Origin of the sequence: Streptomyces sp. NBC_00667 (assembly GCF_036226825.1) — a bacterium.
Classification (GTDB): domain Bacteria; phylum Actinomycetota; class Actinomycetes; order Streptomycetales; family Streptomycetaceae; genus Streptomyces.
The window spans coordinates 1,817,938-1,837,232 of sequence record NZ_CP109022.1 but is presented as its reverse complement, the minus strand read 5'-3'; the positions used below and the strand labels follow the sequence as shown (position 1 = coordinate 1,837,232).

General features: G+C 72.4%; 16 protein-coding genes. 7 read left to right on the top strand and 9 right to left on the bottom strand.

Annotated elements, in window-relative coordinates:
* Positions 1–60 precede the first annotated feature (60 nt).
* On the top strand, positions 61–672 hold the full coding sequence (locus tag OHA81_RS08750; protein WP_329194343.1) for a hypothetical protein: 612 nt from the start codon (positions 61–63) through the stop codon (positions 670–672).
* Here the strand turns inward: OHA81_RS08750 and OHA81_RS08745 are convergent.
* Complete coding sequence (locus tag OHA81_RS08745) at positions 641–1,612, bottom strand: carbohydrate kinase family protein (protein WP_329194341.1); 972 nt, start codon at positions 1,610–1,612, stop codon at positions 641–643. The genes OHA81_RS08750 and OHA81_RS08745 overlap by 32 nt on opposite strands.
* The gene (locus OHA81_RS08740) at positions 1,609–2,550 is read right to left on the bottom strand and encodes a pseudouridine-5'-phosphate glycosidase (protein ID WP_329194339.1); all 942 of its coding nucleotides are present in this window, start codon (positions 2,548–2,550) and stop codon (positions 1,609–1,611) included. The genes OHA81_RS08745 and OHA81_RS08740 overlap by 4 nt, the downstream gene beginning before the upstream one ends.
* 149 nt (positions 2,551–2,699) lie before the next feature.
* On the opposite strand from OHA81_RS08740, the gene OHA81_RS08735 reads away from it, so the two are divergent.
* Positions 2,700–3,077, top strand: coding sequence for a cupin domain-containing protein (locus tag OHA81_RS08735; protein ID WP_329194337.1), 378 nt, complete (start codon positions 2,700–2,702; stop codon positions 3,075–3,077).
* A 21-nt stretch (positions 3,078–3,098) separates the two neighbouring features.
* Here the strand turns inward: OHA81_RS08735 and OHA81_RS08730 are convergent, their stop codons facing one another.
* The 3 genes from OHA81_RS08730 to OHA81_RS08720 form a co-directional block, all read right to left on the bottom strand.
* A complete protein-coding gene (locus OHA81_RS08730) occupies positions 3,099–4,400 on the bottom strand; it encodes an MFS transporter (protein ID WP_443056476.1) in 1,302 nt (433 codons plus the stop codon).
* Positions 4,401–4,596: 196 nt separating this feature from the next.
* Positions 4,597–5,160: a methylated-DNA--[protein]-cysteine S-methyltransferase gene (locus OHA81_RS08725; protein WP_329194334.1), complete on the bottom strand. Its 564-nt coding sequence runs from the start codon at positions 5,158–5,160 to the stop codon at positions 4,597–4,599.
* A gap of 60 nt (positions 5,161–5,220) precedes the next feature.
* Positions 5,221–6,135: a glycerophosphodiester phosphodiesterase gene (locus tag OHA81_RS08720; RefSeq protein ID WP_329194332.1), complete on the bottom strand. Its 915-nt coding sequence runs from the start codon at positions 6,133–6,135 to the stop codon at positions 5,221–5,223.
* A gap of 324 nt (positions 6,136–6,459) precedes the next feature.
* On the opposite strand from OHA81_RS08720, the gene uvrB reads away from it, so the two are divergent.
* The 4 genes from uvrB (at position 6,460) to OHA81_RS08700 (ending at position 12,576) form a co-directional block, all read left to right on the top strand.
* Positions 6,460–8,616, top strand: coding sequence for an excinuclease ABC subunit UvrB (gene uvrB / locus OHA81_RS08715; RefSeq protein ID WP_329194330.1), 2,157 nt, complete (start codon positions 6,460–6,462; stop codon positions 8,614–8,616).
* Between the two features lie 92 nt (positions 8,617–8,708).
* Positions 8,709–9,287 (top strand): TerD family protein, encoded by a 579-nt coding sequence (locus OHA81_RS08710; RefSeq protein WP_329194328.1) that lies wholly within the window; start codon positions 8,709–8,711, stop codon positions 9,285–9,287.
* A gap of 108 nt (positions 9,288–9,395) precedes the next feature.
* Positions 9,396–11,255, top strand: a complete 1,860-nt coding sequence (locus OHA81_RS08705; RefSeq protein ID WP_329194326.1) for a TerD family protein — start codon at positions 9,396–9,398, stop codon at positions 11,253–11,255.
* 337 nt (positions 11,256–11,592) lie between these two features.
* Positions 11,593–12,576 (top strand): TerC/Alx family metal homeostasis membrane protein, encoded by a 984-nt coding sequence (locus tag OHA81_RS08700; protein ID WP_329194324.1) that lies wholly within the window; start codon positions 11,593–11,595, stop codon positions 12,574–12,576.
* Between the two features lie 10 nt (positions 12,577–12,586).
* On the opposite strand, the gene OHA81_RS08695 is transcribed toward OHA81_RS08700, so the two are convergent.
* The 3 genes from OHA81_RS08695 to OHA81_RS08685 form a co-directional block, all read right to left on the bottom strand.
* Positions 12,587–13,903: an MFS transporter gene (locus tag OHA81_RS08695; protein WP_329202106.1), complete on the bottom strand. Its 1,317-nt coding sequence runs from the start codon at positions 13,901–13,903 to the stop codon at positions 12,587–12,589.
* A 146-nt stretch (positions 13,904–14,049) separates the two neighbouring features.
* Positions 14,050–14,706 carry an MBL fold metallo-hydrolase gene (locus OHA81_RS08690; RefSeq protein WP_329194322.1) on the bottom strand — a complete coding sequence of 219 codons (657 nt, stop codon included), beginning with the start codon at positions 14,704–14,706 and terminating at the stop codon, positions 14,050–14,052.
* A 9-nt stretch (positions 14,707–14,715) separates the two neighbouring features.
* Positions 14,716–15,408 (bottom strand): maleylpyruvate isomerase family mycothiol-dependent enzyme, encoded by a 693-nt coding sequence (locus OHA81_RS08685; RefSeq protein ID WP_329194320.1) that lies wholly within the window; start codon positions 15,406–15,408, stop codon positions 14,716–14,718.
* 186 nt (positions 15,409–15,594) lie between these two features.
* Between OHA81_RS08685 and uvrA the strand changes: the two genes are divergently transcribed.
* Positions 15,595–18,564, top strand: a complete 2,970-nt coding sequence (gene uvrA, locus OHA81_RS08680; protein ID WP_329194318.1) for an excinuclease ABC subunit UvrA — start codon at positions 15,595–15,597, stop codon at positions 18,562–18,564.
* A 45-nt stretch (positions 18,565–18,609) separates the two neighbouring features.
* Here uvrA and OHA81_RS08675 read toward each other — a convergent pair whose 3' ends face one another.
* On the bottom strand, positions 18,610–19,260 hold the full coding sequence (locus tag OHA81_RS08675) for an NAD(P)-dependent oxidoreductase (RefSeq protein WP_329194316.1): 651 nt from the start codon (positions 19,258–19,260) through the stop codon (positions 18,610–18,612).
* Positions 19,261–19,295 lie beyond the last annotated feature (35 nt).

Here is a 19,295-nt window from a genome sequence, read left to right as displayed (position 1 = left end):
CGTTGATGAGGACGCTTCAACGGCTGCCCTCACACGGCGCCTTGGCAGAGGGAGACGGCAATGAGCAGAGGCCCCAAGGCAGCGGCACTGACCGCGCTGGCCCTGTGCGCGACCCTGGCCCTGACGGGCTGCAACGGGGACACGGACGCGGGGGCCGCCGGCTCGACGCCCGGCAGCACCCCCAGCGCCACCCCCGCCCTGCCCTCCGCCCCGGCCGGCGGTGCGCTGCCCTCCCCGGCGAAGCCCACGGCGAAGGCGACACCGGCCGCGTCCGCGTCCGCCACCGCGCCCGGCAAGCCCAAGCCGTCGCCTCCCGCACCCGCCTGCGCCTCCAAGGACGCAATCTCGCCGAACGAGATCGCCGTCTACCGCTACACCCCCGAGGGCGGCCAGTACAGCCTGATCATCAAGCGCGGCCACTGGGGCTGCCCGGTCGCCGGCGGCGCCACCCCCTTCGTGACCGTCGGCGAGGAGACCTGGATCCCGATCGCCGAAGACGCCGGGATCGGCGTCCACGCCCCCATCCTCTCCGGCTCCGCGAACAAGCCGATCACCACGCACGAGCTCATGTCCTGGCTGGAGACCCACCCGAACAAGGGCCTGGTCTTCCACTACGACGTGAACAAGGCGGGCGTGATCGTCACCCTCGGCCAGGAGGAGTACACCTCCTAGGCCCGCCCGAGGCCGAAGACGCCTCCTGCGGGCGCCCGCCCAGCCGGGTCACCGCACGCGCGGCTGCCCGGCACCCGGCCCGTGCCGCGTCCGCAGGGCCCGCGCCCGCGAGCCGGGCCGCCAGGAACCCGCCGGTGAACGCGTCCCCGGCCCCCGTCGAGTCCACGGCCTCGGCCGGCTCCGCCGACACCTCGGCGGTCACTCGGCCCGCCTCCGCCACCAGCGCCCCGGCCGCACCCCGGGTGACCACCACCAGCGGTATCCGCCGGCTCAGTTCCGCCGCCGCGCGCGCCACCCCGGCCGGCTCCGGCAGCCCGGCCAGCAGCCCGGCCTCGTCCTCGTTGGGCAGCAGTACGCCCGCCCCCGCCACGGCGGCCATGAAGCGCTCCGGGCCCAGCGCGGCCAGGAACCCCGCCGAGGCCGGGTCCACGCTCACCGGCACGCCCCGGGTGCGCGCCGCCCGCAGTGCGACCAGGGCCAGCTCCCGGCTGGAGTCGGCGAAGAAGAGGTACCCCGACAGGTGCAGGTGCGAGGCACCGTCGAGCAGGGCGGGCGCCCAGTCGGCGGGGGACAGGCGCAGCGAAGCACCGCTGTCGGTGAGGAACGTGCGCTCCGCGTCCTTGCCGACCAGCGCCACCACCGTGCCCGTCGGCTCCTCCCGGTCGATCACCAGCTTCGGCCGCACGCCGGCGTCGACCAGGGCGCGCTCGTGCCAGCGCGCCGATTCCGCCCCGACCCGCGCGAGGAGGCGTACCTCCGCCGTACCGGTGCGGGCCGCCCAGCAGGCCGCGTTCGCCCCGGCGCCGCCGGGCAGGGTCCTGATCCGCGCCGCCGTGTCGGTGGCCGGCGCCAGCGGCTGCGGATGCACCGCGACCACGTCCGTCACCACGTCCCCGACGACCAGCAGCGCACCGGCCCGGACCGGCCGTTCGCCGGTCATGCCCGGGCCGCCCAGGCCCGGGCGATGCGGGCGCCGAGCCGGACGTTTCCGCGTACCGCCGCCAGGTTGGCCTCCAGAGAGGCCCCGCCCGTCGCCCGCACCAAGAACCCCAGCAGGAACGGGGTCACCGCCTGCCCCGTGAGCCCCCGCTCCCGGCATTCCGCGAGGGCCTCGGCCAGCACCCGGTCGTGGAGCTCCGGATCCAACTGCTCCGCCTCCGCCACCGGATTGGCCACCAGCAGCGCGGACTCCGGACCGCCGAGGGCGTCCTGGGCGGCCATCACCTGCGCCACCTCCTCCGGGCGGTACACCGTCCAGTCCACCGGCTCGCCGGAGCTGGCGAGGTAGAAGCCGGGGAACCGGTCCGTCCCGTAGCCGAGCACGCCCACGCCCAGGGTCTCCAGCCGCTCCAAGGTCGCCGGGACGTCCAGGATCGACTTCACCCCCGCGCACACCACCGTCACGCGCGTGCGGGCCAGCAGCGAGAGGTCCGCCGACTCGTCCTGGCTCTGTGTCCACTGCCGGTGTACGCCGCCCAGCCCGCCCGTGGCGAAGACCCGCAGCCCCGCCCGCGCGGCGAGGAACGCCGTCGCGGACACCGTCGTCGCCCCGGTCGCGCCCGTCGCGAGGGCGGGCGCCAGGTCGCGGTGGCCGAGCTTGCGCACGCCCTCGCCGCTCGCGATCCGCTCCAGCCCGGCCTTGTCGAGGCCCGCGTACGCCACTCCGTCCAGGACGGCGACCGTCGCCGGAACCGCGCCCTCCGCCCGGACCAGGGCCTCCAGTTCCAGGCCCACCGCCAGATTGCGGGGACGGGGCAGGCCGTGGGCGATGATCGTCGACTCCAGGGCGACGACGGGCCGCCCCGCTTCGAGCGCTTCGCGCACCTCTTCGGACAGGACCGGTACCCCGGGCGACGCGGCTGCTGTGTGCGGTGACATGTCCCCATCCATGGCACGGGAGCGCCACCCGCAAACGCGCGCCTTCGCGTCCGTACCCGCGCCCTGGACAGGATGACGCGTTCCGTACGCCCGCGCTGGACGCTCTGGCCACCCCGCGGGCCCCGGCACCGGCCCTACGCTTGCGCCCCATGAGCACCAGTGACCACAGCGCCCGCCCCGCTTCCTTCGCCGTTTGCCTGCCGGACGTCCCGGACGCCGAACTGGAGGTGGAGGAGCTGGATCCGGCCCGGATCGTCTCCGGTGAGCCGGTCGTGACCGGCAAGGTGCTGTGGGAGGCCGAGGACGGCTCGCAGATCCGCGGGATCTGGCAGATCACCCCCGGAGTGGTCACCGACACCGAGGCCGACGAGCTGTTCGTGGTCGTCAGCGGCCGCGCCACCATCGAGGTCGAGGGCGGCGCGACCCTGGAGGTCGGCCCCGGCTCCGCCTGCGTGCTCCGCGAGGGCGACCGGACGACCTGGACCGTCCACGAGACGCTGCGCAAGGCCTACCACATCAACTGCTGAGCGCCGCCGTGGAGCCTCGTCCTACGCGTCCGCCTTCGCCGGTCCGGGGTACCGGCGGGCCGTGAACAGGCCGAGCGCCGCCACCGGCAGCAGCAGCGCTGCGCCGATCGCGTTGAGCCAGCCGTAGCCGGCCTGGGACATGACCAGACCTGCCGCCGCGCCGCCCACCCCCGCGGCGGTGTTCATCGTCAGGTCGCTCAGCCCCTGTACGGCGGCCCGCGCACCCTGCGGAACCGAGTCGGTCAGCAGCGCCGAGCCGGACACCATCCCGGCGGACCAGCCGAGCCCGAGCACGAACAGGCCCAGCGCGCTCTGGCCGTGGCGGTCGCCCGCCGTGCCCGCGAGCAGCGCGGCGAGCGACAGCAGCCCGGCCCCGAGCCCGATCACGGACAGCCGGCCGATCCGGTCCGCGAGCCACCCCATGAGCGGGGAGAAGGCGAACATGCCCGCGATGTGGCCACTGATCACCAGGCCCACCAGTTTCAGGTCGGCGCCGTGGTGACCGAGGTCCATCGGGGTCATCACCATGATCGACACCATGGTGGTGTGGGACACCGCGACGGCGAGCAGGCCCAGGCGGGCCCGCGGTGAGGCCTTGACGGCGGCGAACCCGGCGCGCAGCGAGCGGCCCGCGGCGGGGCCGGCCGCCGGCGCCGACAGCGCACGCGCCGTCAGCAGCGGGTCGGGCCGCAGGAAGACGGCGAGCAGCGTGCCGGTGAGGACGAAGACGACGGCGGCCCACAGGAAGGGGCCCGCCGTCCGGGGTATGGAGGTGCCGGCGAAGGCGGCGCTGGCCGGGGCGGAGAGGTTCGGTCCGGCGACGGCCCCGATGGTGGAGGCCCACACGACGACGGAGATCGCCCGCGCACGGCGGTCGGGGGCCGCGAGGTCGGCGGCGGCGAAACGGGCCTGGAGGTTGGCGGAGGAGGCCGCGCCGAAGGCGGCCATGCCCAGCATCAGCAGCGGGAAGCTCTTCACCGACGCGGCCAGCACCACGAGGAGGGCGCCGCAGGCACCGATCCCGTAGGCCAGCACCAGTCCGGGGCGGCGCCCGCGCGCGGTCATGAACGCGGCGAGCGGCAGCGAGACCAGGGCGGTGCCGATCACGGCGGCGGTGGAGGCGAAGCCGGACAGGGACTCCGTGCCGCCGACCTCGGTGGCCAGAACCGGCGCCAGGGCGATGCTGATGGGCACGCCCAGACCGCCCAGCATCTGACTGGCGATCAGCACGCCGGTGATCCGCCGCCGCAGCCGGGGCAGCTCCGCCGCCGTGACCGGCGCGTCGGTGCGCTCCGTTCCGAGGGACGCCGTCACGCCCGACACCCCCCTCGCGGCAGCAGAACGCGCACGGCAGGGGCGAGGTGACCGCGAGCGGCAGGGGCGGGGCCACCGCCCACGGCGGCAGGGGCGAGGTAACCGCGAGCGGCGGCAGAAGTAGTCACCGCGGCAGTTTCCCACCCCTTACCGGATGGCGGAACCCGGCGGGAACCGACCCCTGGGCAGCGGCTCGGGCAACCCGTCAGAACAGCGGTTCGGGCAGCACGCCCTCCAACGCGAGCAGGATCCGCTTGGCCTCCACCCCGCCCCCGAAGCCCCCGATACCGCCATCGTTCTCCACGACCCGGTGACAGGCGACCACCACCGGCAGCGGATTGGAGCCCATGGCGTTGCCCACCGCCTGCGCCGCACCCGGCTGCCCGACCCGGGCGGCCAGTTCCCCGTACCCGACGACCTGGCCGTAGGGCACCGACCGGTCGAGCTCCAGCAGCACCTGGCGGTTGAACCCGGAGCTGAGCCGCCAGTCCAGCGGCAGTTCGAAGCGCCGCAGGGAACCGGCGAAGTACGCCTCCACCTGGCGTATCGGCTCCGCGAGCAGCACTTCCCGGCCCGGCCGCGGCCGCCAGGGGTCCGCGCCGAGCCGGGAGACCAGCGAGCCGATCATCCGGTCGATCCGGTCCGGCCCGGCATGGAAGCCGACCCGGACCAGGCCCTCCGGGGTCGCGGCAAGGAGCAGGGGGCCGACGCCGCCCGCGACGACCGTCCATTCGAGGTGCGGCCCGCGGGGCCGCTCGGAGCTGTCCACCCGTCCACCGTACGGCCCGCCACCGACAGCCCGGGCCCGGCGCGGACCACGGCCTGCGGATCAGAACCAGCCCACCGCGTCCCGGACGACGTCGGGCGCGTTGGTGATGATCCCGTCCACGCCCATGCCCTGGACCTTGCGGGCCGTCGCCGCGTCGTCCACGATCCAGGTGTCCACCTCCATCGCCTTGCCGTGCGCGCCCCGCAGCCGGTGCACCGCCGCGACCCAGTCGGCCGAGATCGTGGTGTGCCACGGGTTGATCCGGTCGGTGAAGGCGGCGTAACGGGGCAGGTCGGCGACCTTCGGGGTGCCCAGGAAGGCCGTCACGATGTCCGGGCGCATGCCGTGCACGACGCGGATGGAGTCGGCGCTGAAGCTCTGCACCACCAGCCGGCGCCCGACGTGCGCCTCGTCGAGCCAGCCGAGGCGGTCCAGCAGGTCGAGGGTCTGCGCTTCGATGCCCGGGTAGAGCTCCGGCTTCTTGATCTCCAGCAGCAGCCGCTGCCGGTTGCGCTGGACCCGGTTCATGTAGTCCTTGAGGGTCGGTACGCGGGCACCCGCGTACTCCTCGCTGAACCAGCTGCCCGCGTCCAGCCGGGCGATCTCCGCGGCCGTGAAGTCCTTCACCAGCCACGGCTTGCGGCCGGGAAAGACCTGCTCGACATTGGTGGTGCGGGCCAGGCTGTCGTCGTGGATCACCACGAGTTCGCCGTCCTTGGTGCGCTGGACGTCGTTCTCGACCCAGGCGATGCCCAGCCGCATGGCGAGGTCGATCGACTCCAGGGTGTTCTCCGGGGCGTACGCCGAAGCCCCCCGGTGGGCGTACACGACGGGCGCGGACAGGCCGAGCGGGCCACCGCCCCCGGCGGGCCGGGGCGCGGGACCGGCGGCGGACGCGGCCGTCGTGCCGAGCACGGTGAGGGTCAGGCCCAAGAAGGCGGCTGCGGCCGCGGCGGCGGGTCGGACGACGTACATGCGTTCTCCTCGGGTCGTGAGCCCCTGCCCCTGCCTCAAACAGGCGCGAAGCGACAGACGTTGCGGCGATGCACTTCACGGCTATGCAGTTGACGGCGATGCACTTCACGGAGATCTGCCCCATGGAGATCCGCTGTATGGCGATCATGGGTGTGAAGATCACCGGGCCGCCACCGAACTACGACAAACGGACCAGGCCGCAGGGGCCCGGACGAGTACGGCGCACGGCCGGGCCGCCCCGGCCGGGTCCCCGCCGAGCCCCGCCCGGCCCGCGCCCGCAGGCGCGAATGCGTGAGTGTCAGTGCGGGGTCGTACGGTGGAGTCATGCGGCCCGTATCGAAGATCGAACGCACGGTGGCGCCTTTCGAGGTCGTCAGCCCCTACCAGCCCAGCGGCGACCAGCCGGCGGCCATCGCCGAGCTGGAGAAGCGCATCCGTGCGGGTGAGAAGGACGTCGTACTCCTGGGTGCGACCGGCACCGGCAAGTCGGCGACCACCGCCTGGATGATCGAGCGCCTCCAGCGCCCCACCCTGGTGATGGCCCCGAACAAGACCCTCGCCGCGCAGCTGGCGAACGAGTTCCGCGAGCTGCTGCCCAACAACGCCGTCGAGTACTTCGTCTCGTACTACGACTACTACCAGCCCGAGGCGTACGTCCCGCAGTCGGACACCTACATCGAGAAGGACTCCTCGATCAACGAGGAGGTGGAGCGGCTGCGCCACTCCGCGACCAACTCGCTGCTGACCCGGCGCGACGTCGTCGTCGTCGCGTCCGTGTCCTGCATCTACGGCCTCGGCACCCCGCAGGAGTACGTCGACCGGATGGTGGCCCTCAAGGTCGGCGAGGAGATCGACCGGGACCAGCTGCTGCGCCGCTTCGTCGACATCCAGTACACGCGCAACGACCTGGCCTTCACCCGCGGCACCTTCCGGGTGCGCGGCGACACCATCGAGATCTTCCCGGTCTACGAGGAACTGGCCGTACGCATCGAAATGTTCGGCGACGAGATCGAGGCGCTGTCCACCCTGCACCCGCTGACCGGCGAGGTCATCAGCGAGGACCGCGAGCTGTACGTGTTCCCCGCCAGCCACTACGTCGCCGGCCCCGAGCGCATGGAGAAGGCGATCATCGGGATCGAGGCCGAGCTGACCGAGCGCCTCGCCGAGCTGGAGAAGCAGGGCAAGCTGCTGGAGGCGCAGCGGCTGCGCATGCGCACCACCTACGACTTGGAGATGATGCGCCAGATCGGGTCCTGCTCCGGCATCGAGAACTACTCGCTGCACATGGACGACCGCGCGCCCGGCTCCGCCCCCAACACCCTCATCGACTACTTCCCCGAGGACTTCCTCCTCGTCATCGACGAGTCCCACGTCACCGTGCCGCAGATCGGCGCGATGTACGAGGGCGACGCCTCGCGCAAGCGGACCCTGGTCGACCACGGCTTCCGGCTGCCGTCGGCGCTGGACAACCGGCCGCTCAAGTGGGAGGAGTTCCAGGAGCGGATCGGCCAGACGGTGTACCTGTCGGCCACCCCCGGGAAGTACGAGCTCTCGCGCGGCGACGGCTTCGTCGAGCAGATCATCCGCCCCACCGGCCTCATCGACCCCGAAGTGGTGGTCAAGCCGACCGAGGGCCAGATCGACGACCTGGTGCACGAGATCCGGCAGCGGACGGAGAAGGACGAACGCGTCCTGGTCACCACCCTCACCAAGAAGATGGCCGAGGACCTCACCGACTACTTCCTGGAGCTCGGCATCCAGGTCCGCTACCTGCACAGCGACGTCGACACGCTGCGCCGCATCGAGCTGCTGCGCGAGCTGCGCGCCGGCGAGTACGACGTGCTGGTCGGCATCAACCTGCTGCGCGAGGGCCTCGACCTGCCCGAGGTGTCCCTGGTGGCGATCCTCGACGCCGACAAGGAGGGCTTCCTGCGCTCGGGGACCTCCCTCATCCAGACCATCGGCCGCGCGGCGCGCAACGTCTCGGGCCAGGTCCACATGTACGCGGACAAGATGACCCCGGCGATGGAGAAGGCCATCGACGAGACCAACCGGCGCCGCGAGAAGCAGATCGCCTACAACACGGCCAACGGCATCGACCCCCAGCCGCTGCGCAAGAAGATCAACGACATCGTCGCCACCATCGCCCGCGAGGAGCTCGACACCGAGCAGCTGCTCGGGACCGGCTACCGCCAGGCACGGGACGGCAAGGGTGCGAAGACGCCGGTGCCCGCCCTGGGCGGGGCGGCGTCCGTCGCCGGCGCCAAGGGGAGCAAGGCGAAGGGTGCCAAGGGCGCGAAGGCGGCCGAGGTGCTGACCGACCGTCCGGCGGCCGAACTGGCCGCGCTCATCGAGGAGATGACGCAGCGGATGCGGGCCGCGGCGGCCGAGCTCCAGTTCGAGGTCGCGGCCCGGATCCGGGACGAGGTCGGCGAGCTCAAGAAGGAGCTTCGCCAGATGAGGGAAGCGGGCCTCGCCTGACCCGGGGCCGGTCAGTAGGGTTGGGCCAAGGGTGGCCGCGGGTACGTTCCGCGGGCCCTCATCGGGGCGGGTAGAAGGAGAGGGGACAGCGCGTGACGGTCAACATGACCAAGGGTCAGGCCATCAGTCTGGAGAAGCGGGGCGGGGGCAGCCTGACCGCGGTCCGGATGGGCCTCGGCTGGCAGGCGGCCAAGCGCCGCGGCCTGTTCGGCTCGCGGACCCGCGAGATCGACCTGGACGCGTCGGCGGTGCTCTTCGCCGACAAGCAGCCGGTGGACGTGGTGTTCTTCCGGCACCTGCAGAGCGACGACGGCTCCGTGCGCCACACCGGCGACAACCTCGTCGGCGGCGTCGGCCAGGGCGGGGACGACGAGGCGATCCTCGTGGACCTCCAGCGCGTGCCGGTCCACATCGACCAGATCGTCTTCACGGTGAACTCCTTCACCGGGCAGACCTTCCAGGAGGTGCAGAACGCCTTCTGCCGCATCGTCGACGAGACCAACGGCCAGGAACTGGCCCGGTACACCCTCGACGGCGGCGGCGCGTACACCGCGCAGATCATGGCGAAGGTGTCGCGCGTCGGCGCGGGCTGGCAGATGACGGCCCTGGGCAACCCGGCGAACGGCCGGACCTTCCAGGACCTGATGCCGGCGATCCTGCCGCACCTGTAAGAAGCACGCAGGACGCCTGCAGGCAGCCTGCAAGAGGCGGCGCCCACGGGCGCGGACGGCCAACAGCACAGAGCGCACGGGACAGAAGGCACGGGGGAGGGCTGCACGATGACGGCCGAATTGGTCCGGGGGCAGAACCACCCCCTGTCCCGGCACCAGGTGGAGATCAGGGTCACGGCGGGTACCCCCGTACTGGCCCTGGTCTCGGCCGGAGACGACGAGGGCCGACTGCCCGGTCCCGAGGCGCTGGCGCACCCCGGCGCCCGGGTCCTTCCGGGGCTCGAGGCACCGGGGGCGGCGGCCGAGCGGCACCGGTTCCCCCTGGACCTCGACGCCGTGGGGGCGGCCGTGCACCGGGTCCGCGTGGTGCTCGCCCTGCCGCCCGGCGGACCGGCGCGCTTCGGCGCGGTCCCGGCGCCGCACGTGGCGGTGGCCGGACCCGACGGCGCCGAGGCCGCCGCCTACACGATGACGGGGCTGGACCCGGAGAGCGCCGTCGTCGCCCTGGAGCTGTACCGCAGGCAGGACGCCTGGAAGGTCCGCGCCGTCGGCCAGGGCTATGCCGAGGGGCTGGGCGCCCTGCTCGCAGACGCCGGACTGCCCGGCCCGGCCGCCACCGCACTGGCCGCGGCGGCCCTGGCGGTGGACACCCCCCTGGTGACGGCCGCACCCGCCGCACCGCGCGACCTGCCCGGCCGGGACGCAGACCCGGCCGCAGCCCCCGCGCCGACGGCCATCGACTACGCGCACCCGCGCCGGCGTCGCACCACCACCGAGCCGCCCGAGCCGGCGCCCGCGCCCGAGGCTCCCGAACAACCCGGGACGGCGCCGCGCCCCGTCGCGGGGGACGCCAGCGGCTGGTCCATGGAGGAGCGGCTCTACAACCAGGTCTGGGGCATGTTCGAGGACCTGGCGCGCACGGTGGCCGCCTACCGCAGCGCCGTCGACTTCGCCGACTCCCGGCTCGACCGGGAACTGGACGACGCCCTGTCCGACCCCCGCGCCCGCCTCGCCGGCAACGCGGCGCGGGACGCCGCGCGCGCCCGCCGTGACGAACTCGTCGCCCGGGCCCAAGCCGTGCTCGACCGGGACCTCGCCCAGCTGCGCGCCGAGTCCGAGGTCGTCGAACCCGCGCTGCCCGCCGCGTACGCCCGCTGGGACAACCCCGTGTGGCACGGCGCGGGCGCGCCGGACGAAGACCCGCTCGCGCTGCGCCTGGGCGACCTGAGCCTGCCCGAGGCGCCGGGCCTGCGGGTGCCGATGCTGATGCGGCTCCCGCTGGAGCGCGGCCTGTGGATCGACAACGGCCGTACCGGCTCCGAGGCCGCCATGACCATGGACACCGACCGGCTGCGCCGTCTCGCCATGGACATGGCCGTGGCGCACGCGGTGCGGCTGCTCGCCGTCCACCCGGGCGGCCGGTTCTCCGTCCACGTCATCGACGCGGCCGGGGCCGGGGCCGCCGCCCTGGCGCCCCTCGTCCGCTCGGGCGTGCTGGCCGCCCCGCCCGCCGCGGGCGCGGCGGGCGTCACCGAGACCCTGGAGCGGCTGACCCGACGGGTGGACCTCGTGCAGATGGCGGTGCGCGCCGGGGCGCCCGAGGAGCTGCCCCCGGATGTGGATCCGGCCGACCAGCTGCTGATCGTGCACGACTTCCCGCACGGCTTCGACGACCGCGCCGTGACCCGGCTGCGCTACCTGGCCGACGAGGGGCCGTCGGTCGGCGTGCACCTGCTGATGGTGGCCGACCGCGACGAGGCCTCGGCGTACGGGCCGTTGCTCGACCCCCTGTGGCGGGCGCTGATGCGCCTGTCGCCCGTACCGGACCACCACCTGGCCGACCCGTGGGTCCACCACGCCTGGACCTTCGAACCGGACCTTCCGCCGCAGCACAGCGCGGTCCTGGACCGGGCGCTGGAGCAGGCGGTCCAGCGGATGGGGGAGGCGCGGCGCGGCGCCCGGCCCTGAGGTGCGTCCGGCCCGAGGTGCCCGCCCTATGCCCTGCGGTGTACCCGGCCTGCGGTGTACCCGGTCCGGCCATGACCTCCGGGTGACCCTTCGCTGACCTTTTCTTGGGTTCCTCTTTACCTTCACCCCCTCCGGCGGCTAACCTGGGAAGCGCGGAGGGGAGTATTCCTGCTTTCCTGCTACGGCGTGCCCGTCAATACGGACCCTGCCCGGTCAAGGGACCGGAGCCGGTCCCGGGGCGTCGGCCCGCGGCCTCCAGGCCGCCCGGGTGGAAGAGACCTCCGGCAGCGATGACGCTGACGCAGTGCTGAGCCATCCCGCCGGAGGCGTGTAGACAATGGACGTTTCAACGACCCTCTGGGTGCTGACCATCTTGGGTCTCGGAATCCTCATCGGAGCCGACTTCCTCATCGGCCGCAAACCCCATGACGTGACCATCAAGGAAGCCGGCATCTGGACGGTCGTCTGGATCGTCCTCGCCGTGCTCTTCGGTCTCGGCCTGCTGTTCTTCGGCAACGGCCAGGCCTCCCAGGAGTTCTTCGCGGGCTTCGTCACCGAGAAGTCCCTGAGTGTGGACAACCTCTTCGTCTTCGTCCTGATCATGGCGAAGTTCGCCGTGCCGTCCCACCTCCAGCAGCGCGTCCTGCTGGTCGGCGTACTGATCGCCCTGGTGCTCCGCGCGGTCTTCATCGCGGCCGGCGCCGCGATCATCGCGAGCTTCTCGTGGATCTTCTTCCTCTTCGGCGCCTTCCTGATCTACACCGCCTGGAAGCTGATCCAGGAGGCGCGCAAGGACGAAGAGGAGGAGGAGTTCGAGGAGAACCGCCTCCTCAAGTCGGTCGAGAAGAAGTTCGGCGTCGCCGACAGGTACCACGGTACGAAGCTCTTCATCCGCAGCAACGGCAAGCGCGTCCTGACCCCGCTGATGGTCGTCATGCTCGCCATCGGCACCACCGACGTGCTGTTCGCCCTCGACTCGATCCCCGCGATCTTCGGCCTCACCCAGGATCCGTACATCGTCTTCACCGCCAACGCCTTCGCGCTGATGGGTCTGCGCCAGCTGTACTTCCTCATCGGCGGCCTGCTCAAGAAGCTGGTCCACCTCAGCTACGGCCTGTCCGTCATCCTCGGGTTCATCGGCGTCAAGCTGCTGCTGCACGCGCTGCACGAGTCGGGGGTGCACGTCCCGCAGATCTCCATCCCGGTCTCCCTGGGCGTCATCTGCGGTGTCCTGGCCGTCACCACGGTCACCAGCCTGATCGCCTCCAAGAAGCAGGCGGCCGCCGAGGAGGCCGCCCGCCCGCAGAGCGTCGACGCCTGATCCCCGGCGGCTACACGGGGGCGGCCGCTCCGGCCGCCCCCTCCTGCGTACCCGCGCCCGGGGCCGCGGCCGGCCCCGCGACGGCGGGGTTCGTCTCCGGCAGGAGCGCGAAGCAGGCCAGGCTCACCAGGGCCATACCGCTCAGGTACAGGGCCACGCCCCACGGCGGGCCGGCGCCGTCCGCCAGCGCCGTCGCCACGATCGGGGTCAGGGCGCCGCCCAGCACGCCGCCCAGGTTGTAGCCGACGGCCGCCCCGGTGCACCGCACGTGCGGGGCGTACAGCTCGGGAAGGTACGCCCCCACCACCGCGAAGGTCGTCACCATGCCCAACAGGCCGCCCAGTAGCCCCAGCGTCATCAGCAGCGGATCCGACGTGCACAGCAGCGCGACGAAGGGCGGCATCCACACCGCGCAGACCGCGCAGCCGGTCAGGCACAGGGGCTTGCGGCCGTAGCGGTCGCCCAGCACCGCCAGCAGCGGGGTCAGCAGGCCCTGGAGCACGACGGCCGTCATGATGCAGGCCAGCACCACCGTGCGGTCCACCCCGAGGTGCCCCGTCGCGTAGGCCAGGGACCAGGTGGTGGCCGCGTAGAAGACGGCGTATCCGCAGGCGAGGGCGCCACCGGTCAGCAGGAGCAGCCGCCAGTGACCGCGGACCACGTCGGACAGCGGTGCCTTCGCGCGCCGCCCGGTCTCCGCGAGCGCCCGGAACTGCGGGGTCTCCTCCACGGAGCGGCGCAGCCACAGCCCGGTCAGGGCCAGCAGCCCGGCGGCCCAGAACGGCACCCGCCAGCCCCAGGCGGTGAACTGCTCCTCGGTCAGGGCGGCCGACAGGGCCAGCACCATCCCGTTGGCCAGTACGAAACCCACCGGCGGCCCCGTCTGCGGGAAGCTCGACCACAGCCCGCGCCGGCCCGGCGGGGCGTGCTCGGCGGTCAGCAGCACCGCGCCGCCCCACTCGCCGCCCAGCCCGAGCCCCTGGAGGAAGCGCAGCAGGAGCAGCAGGACGGGCGCGGCCGTGCCGATGGAGGCGTAGGGGGGCACGCAGCCGACCGCCACGGTGGCCAGGCCGGTGAGCAGCAGCGAGCCGAGCAGCACGGGGCGGCGCCCGTAGCGGTCGCCGATGTGGCCGAAGACGGCGGAGCCCAGGGGGCGGGCGAGGAAGCCGACGCCGAAGGTGCCGAAGGCGGCGAGGGTCCCGGCGAGGGGTGAGAAGGACGGGAAGAAGAGCGGGCCGAGCACCAGGGCGGCGGCCGTGCCGTAGACGAAGAAGTCGTAGAACTCCACGGCGGTCCCGGCGAGGGAGGCCAGAGCGAGCCGCGGCATCGAGGGGGAGCGGCCCGGGGAGGGGTCTTGTTGCATGGTGCAGCAATTACCCCGCCCCGGGGACGAAGGGCGCGCGTCCGGCCATGATCGACCGGAAGGAGTGCTCGCGCGCCCCGTGTTGACCCGCCCCGCAGGTGAGTGCGGTACTACCAGCCGCGCTCGCGCCACTCGGCCAGGTGGGGCCGCTCGGCGCCGAGCGAGGTGTCGTTTCCGTGGCCCGGGTAGACCCAGGTCTCGTCCGGCAGGCGCGCGAAGAGCTTCTCCTCCACGTCGTCGAGCAGCCGGACGAAGGCCTGCGGGTCGCCCCAGGTGTTGCCGACGCCGCCCGGGAACAGGCAGTCGCCGGTGAACACGTGCGGGTGCCCGTGCGGGTCGTCGTAGACCAGCGCGATCGAGCCGGGGGTGTGCCCGACCAGGTGGCGGGCGGTCAGCGTGACCCGCCCCACCGTGACCGTGTCGCCGTCCTCGACCAGGACGTCGGTCGGGACCGGGATCCCCTCGGCGTCGTGCGCGCCCGCGTACGTCCGCGCACCCGTCGCCTCGACCACGGCCGCGAGCGCGCCCCAGTGGTCGCCGTGGCGGTGGGTGGTGACGACGGAGGCGATGCCGTCGTCACCGATCAGGCCCAGCAGCGTGTCCGCCTCGGCGGCCGCGTCGATCAGCAGCTGCTCGCCGGTGGCCCGGCAGCGCAGCAGGTAGGCGTTGTTGTTCATCTCGCCCACCGCGACCTTGGAAATCATCAGGTCCGCGAGTTCGTGCACGTCGGCAGGACCGCCGACCTTGACCGCTCCGCTGTACGTCATGACCCGATCCTAGAGCGGGGGGAGGGCCGGCAGGGCCCCGCCGTCGACGGTCAGGCGGGCGCCCTTGGACTCGCGGCCCGCGAGCCAGCCCAGGAGCTCGGCCGGCGGCCCGGTCAGGGTCACGGCCTCACCTGCGGCGGAGCCGGTGTGCCAGACGCCGTCGTCATGGGGCGTCCGGAGGGTGACCGGCGGTACGTCCGGGCGTCCGGCCCAGCGGTCGGCGAGGAACGCGATCTCGCGCCGGGTGAACTCCTCGGGCAGGTCCGCCAGGCCGTAGCCGGCGTCCAGGTCCACGTGGTGCAGCTCCACCTCCACGAGCCGGCGGAACGGCACGTTGGAGGCGAGGTCGGTGACGCCGCCCCGCAGCTCGACGGTCTGCGACCAGTCCTGGACGGCGTCTGCGACGGCCTGGAAGCGGTCCGCGGAATTACGGACGTCCTCCAGCTGTTCCACCAGGAGCCTGCCCGAACCGCTCTCGATGTCCGCGTCCCGTGCTTCGGCGCTCGCGTACATCGGCCGGCCCTCGAGGACGTTGACGAGGGCGTCGGCGTTGCGGGCGAGGTGGGCCAGCACGTGGCCACGGGTCCAGCCGGGCAGATGTGACTGCTCGGCGAGGGCGGCGTTGTCCAGTTTCGCGACCGCGGTCAGCAGCCGCTCCGTGGCTTCACGTACAGATCGCAGGTCGTGCACATGATCAGTCATAGGGCCGAGCCTAGTGCGCGCGGGGCGTCGGCCACACGATCGGGTGAAGCCGTCTTGCGCGTGCCGTAAATCGAATGCGCGTGCTATACGCTCGGAAGTCAAGCACCACCCCACCGCTAAGGCGCCCCCCATACCCTGGGACGGGGGCCCGTGCCCCCCGCTCTCTCAAGAAAGGTGCGGACCGGCGTGACCGACCGTCTCATCGTTCGTGGCGCTCGCGAGCACAACCTGAAGAACGTCTCGCTCGACCTGCCCCGCGACTCCCTCATCGTCTTCACCGGACTCTCCGGCTCGGGCAAGTCCTCCCTGGCCTTCGACACGATCTTCGCCGAGGGCCAGCGCCGCTACGTCGAGTCGCTCTCGTCCTACGCCCGGCAGTTCCTCGGGCAGATGGACAAGCCCGACGTCGACTTCATCGAGGGCCTCTCCCCGGCCGTCTCGATCGACCAGAAGTCCACCTCGCGCAACCCGCGCTCCACCGTCGGCACGATCACCGAGGTCTACGACTACCTGCGCCTGCTGTTCGCCCGCATCGGCAAGCCGCACTGCCCCGAGTGCCGCCGTCCGATCTCGCGCCAGTCGCCGCAGGCGATCGTCGACAAGGTGCTCGGGCTGCCCGAGGGCAGCCGCTTCCAGGTGCTCTCGCCGCTGGTGCGCGAGCGCAAGGGCGAGTTCGTCGACCTCTTCGCCGACCTCCAGACCAAGGGCTACAGCCGCGCCCGGGTGGACGGGCAGACGATCCAGCTCTCCGAGCCGCCCACGCTCAAGAAGCAGGAGAAGCACACCATCGAGGTGGTCATCGACCGCCTCACCGTCAAGGACTCCGCCAAGCGCCGGCTCACGGACTCGGTGGAGACGGCCCTCGGCCTCTCCGGCGGCATGGTGATCCTGGACTTCGTCGACCTCGCCGAGGACGACCCCGAGCGTGAGCGGATGTTCTCCGAGCACCTCTACTGCCCGTACGACGACTTGTCCTTCGAGGAGCTGGAGCCGCGCTCCTTCTCCTTCAACTCCCCCTTCGGCGCCTGCCCCGAGTGCACGGGCATCGGCACGCGCATGGAGGTGGACCCCGATCTGATCGTTCCGGACGAGGACAAGTCCCTGGACGAGGGCGCGGTCTCCCCGTGGTCGCTCGGCCACACCAAGGACTATTTCCAGCGGCTGATCGGTGCGCTCGCGGCCGAGCTGGGGTTCCGTACGGACATCCCGTGGGCCGGGCTGCCGCAGCGCGCCAAGAAGGCGCTGCTGTACGGCCACCGCACCCAGATCGAGGTCCGCTACCGCAACCGGTACGGGCGCGAGCGGGCGTACACGACCGCCTTCGAGGGCGCCGTGCCGTTCGTCAAGCGGCGGCACGCGGAATCCGAGAGCGACGCGAGCCGAGAGCGCTTCGAGGGCTACATGCGCGAGGTGCCCTGCCCGACCTGTGAAGGCACGCGGCTCAAGCCGATCGTGCTCGCGGTGACGGTGATGGAGAAGTCCATCGCCGAGGTCGCCGCGATGTCGATCAGCGAGTGCGCCGACTTCCTGGGGCAGATGCGGCTCGACGCCCGCGACAAGAAGATCGCCGAGCGGGTCCTCAAGGAGGTCAACGAGCGGCTGCGCTTCCTCGTGGACGTCGGCCTGGACTACCTGTCGCTGAACCGCGCCGCCGGCACCCTCTCGGGGGGCGAGGCCCAGCGCATCCGGCTGGCCACGCAGATCGGCTCCGGTCTGGTGGGCGTGCTGTACGTACTGGACGAGCCCTCCATCGGCCTGCACCAGCGGGACAACCACCGGCTGATCGAGACCCTCGTGCGGCTGCGCGACATGGGCAACACCCTGATCGTGGTCGAGCACGACGAGGACACCATCAAGGTGGCCGACTGGGTCGTGGACATCGGTCCGGGCGCGGGCGAGCACGGCGGCAAGGTGGTGCACAGCGGCTCCCTCAAGGACCTGTTGAAGAACAACGAGTCGATGACGGGGCAGTACCTGGCGGGCAAGCGGTCCATCCCGCTGCCGGACGTGCGGCGTCCTGTGAACGGGGAGCGGAAGCTGACCGTCCACGGCGCGAAGGAGAACAACCTGCGGGACATCGACGTGTCCTTCCCGCTGGGCGTGCTCACGGCCGTGACCGGTGTGTCCGGCTCCGGCAAGTCGACGCTGGTCAACGACATCCTGTACACGCACCTGGCGCGCGAGCTGAACGGCGCCCGGTCGGTTCCGGGCCGGCACACCCGGGTCGAGGGTGACGACCTGGTCGACAAGGTCGTGCATGTGGACCAGTCGCCGATCGGGCGGACCCCGCGGTCCAACCCGGCGACGTACACCGGTGTCTTCGACCACGTGCGCAAGCTGTTCGCGGAGACGATGGAGGCGAAGGTGCGCGGCTACCTGCCGGGCCGCTTCTCCTTCAACGTCAAGGGCGGCCGGTGCGAGAACTGCTCCGGTGACGGCACGATCAAGATCGAGATGAACTTCCTGCCGGACGTCTACGTCCCGTGCGAGGTGTGCCACGGCGACCGGTACAACCGGGAGACGCTGGAGGTCCACTACAAGGGCAAGTCCATCGCCGAGGTCCTGAACATGCCGATCGAGGAGGCCCTGGACTTCTTCGAGGCGGTGCCGACGATCGCGCGGCACCTGCGGACGCTGAACGAGGTGGGGCTCGGCTACGTCCGGCTCGGCCAGTCGGCGCCGACGCTGTCGGGTGGTGAGGCGCAGCGCGTGAAGCTGGCGTCGGAGCTGCAGAAGCGGTCGACGGGCCGGACGGTGTACGTGCTGGACGAGCCGACGACGGGGCTGCACTTCGAGGACATCTCGAAGCTGATCAAGGTGCTGTCGGGACTGGTGGACAAGGGGAACTCGGTGATCGTCATCGAGCACAACCTCGACGTCATCAAGACGGCGGACTGGGTCGTCGACATGGGTCCGGAGGGCGGTTACGGCGGCGGCCTCGTCGTCGCCGAGGGCACGCCGGAGCAGGTCGCCTCCGTGGGAGCCAGCCACACGGGCAAGTTCCTCCGGGACATCCTGGGCGCGGACCGCATCTCGGACGCCGCCCCGACGGCGACGCCGGCCCGCAAGCGGGCCCCGGCCAAGAAGGCGGCCGCCCCGGCCAAGAAGGCGACGCCCCCCGCGAAGAAGGCGGTGGCCAAGGCCCGCAAGGCGTAGGGGCGAACCCGGCGGGGCCGGCTGACAGCCGGCCCCGCCGGCGCTTCAGGACGCCACGCCCACCGCGCGGTCGAAGGTGGCCGGGTCCGTGAGGGAGGCCAGCAGGGCGTCCGCGACGTCCGCGCGGGGGATGGTGCGGGCGCCGGGGACGTTGGCGCCGATGACCCGGCGGTAGCGCCCGGTCCCGGGCCGGTTCAGCAGGCGCGGCGGTCGGACCACCGTCCACCGCGTACCGCTCGTACGTATCACCGTCTCCATGACGGCCAGGTCCGCGTACAGGTCCCGCAGCGCCCGTCGCAGCAGCGGGAGGAAGACCTTCCGGGCCAGCACCCCGTCCTGCGGCACGTCCGGTCCCACCGGAGCCGCGCTGACCGCCGCGAGGCGGTCCACCCCCGCCCGGTCCATGGCCGACACGATGGCCCGCAGCGCCGGACCGGTGACCGGGTTCAGCCGCGCCTGCTTGTTGCTCGGCGAGCCCAGCGCCGAGATGACCGCCGACCGCCCGGTGAGGACGGGTACCAGCGCCTCCTCGTCCGTCAGGTCGCGCACCACCGCCACCCGGAGCCGTTCGTGCGCCGGCACCGGCAGCCGCGCCGGGTCGCGGACCACCGCCGTCACCTCATGGCCGGCATCGAGGGCCTGGCGGACGACCTCCAGGCCGACGCCGCCCGTGGCTCCGAACACCGTGAGTTTCATGACCGGCTCCCGCCTCCCCGTGGGTGGGTGAGTAT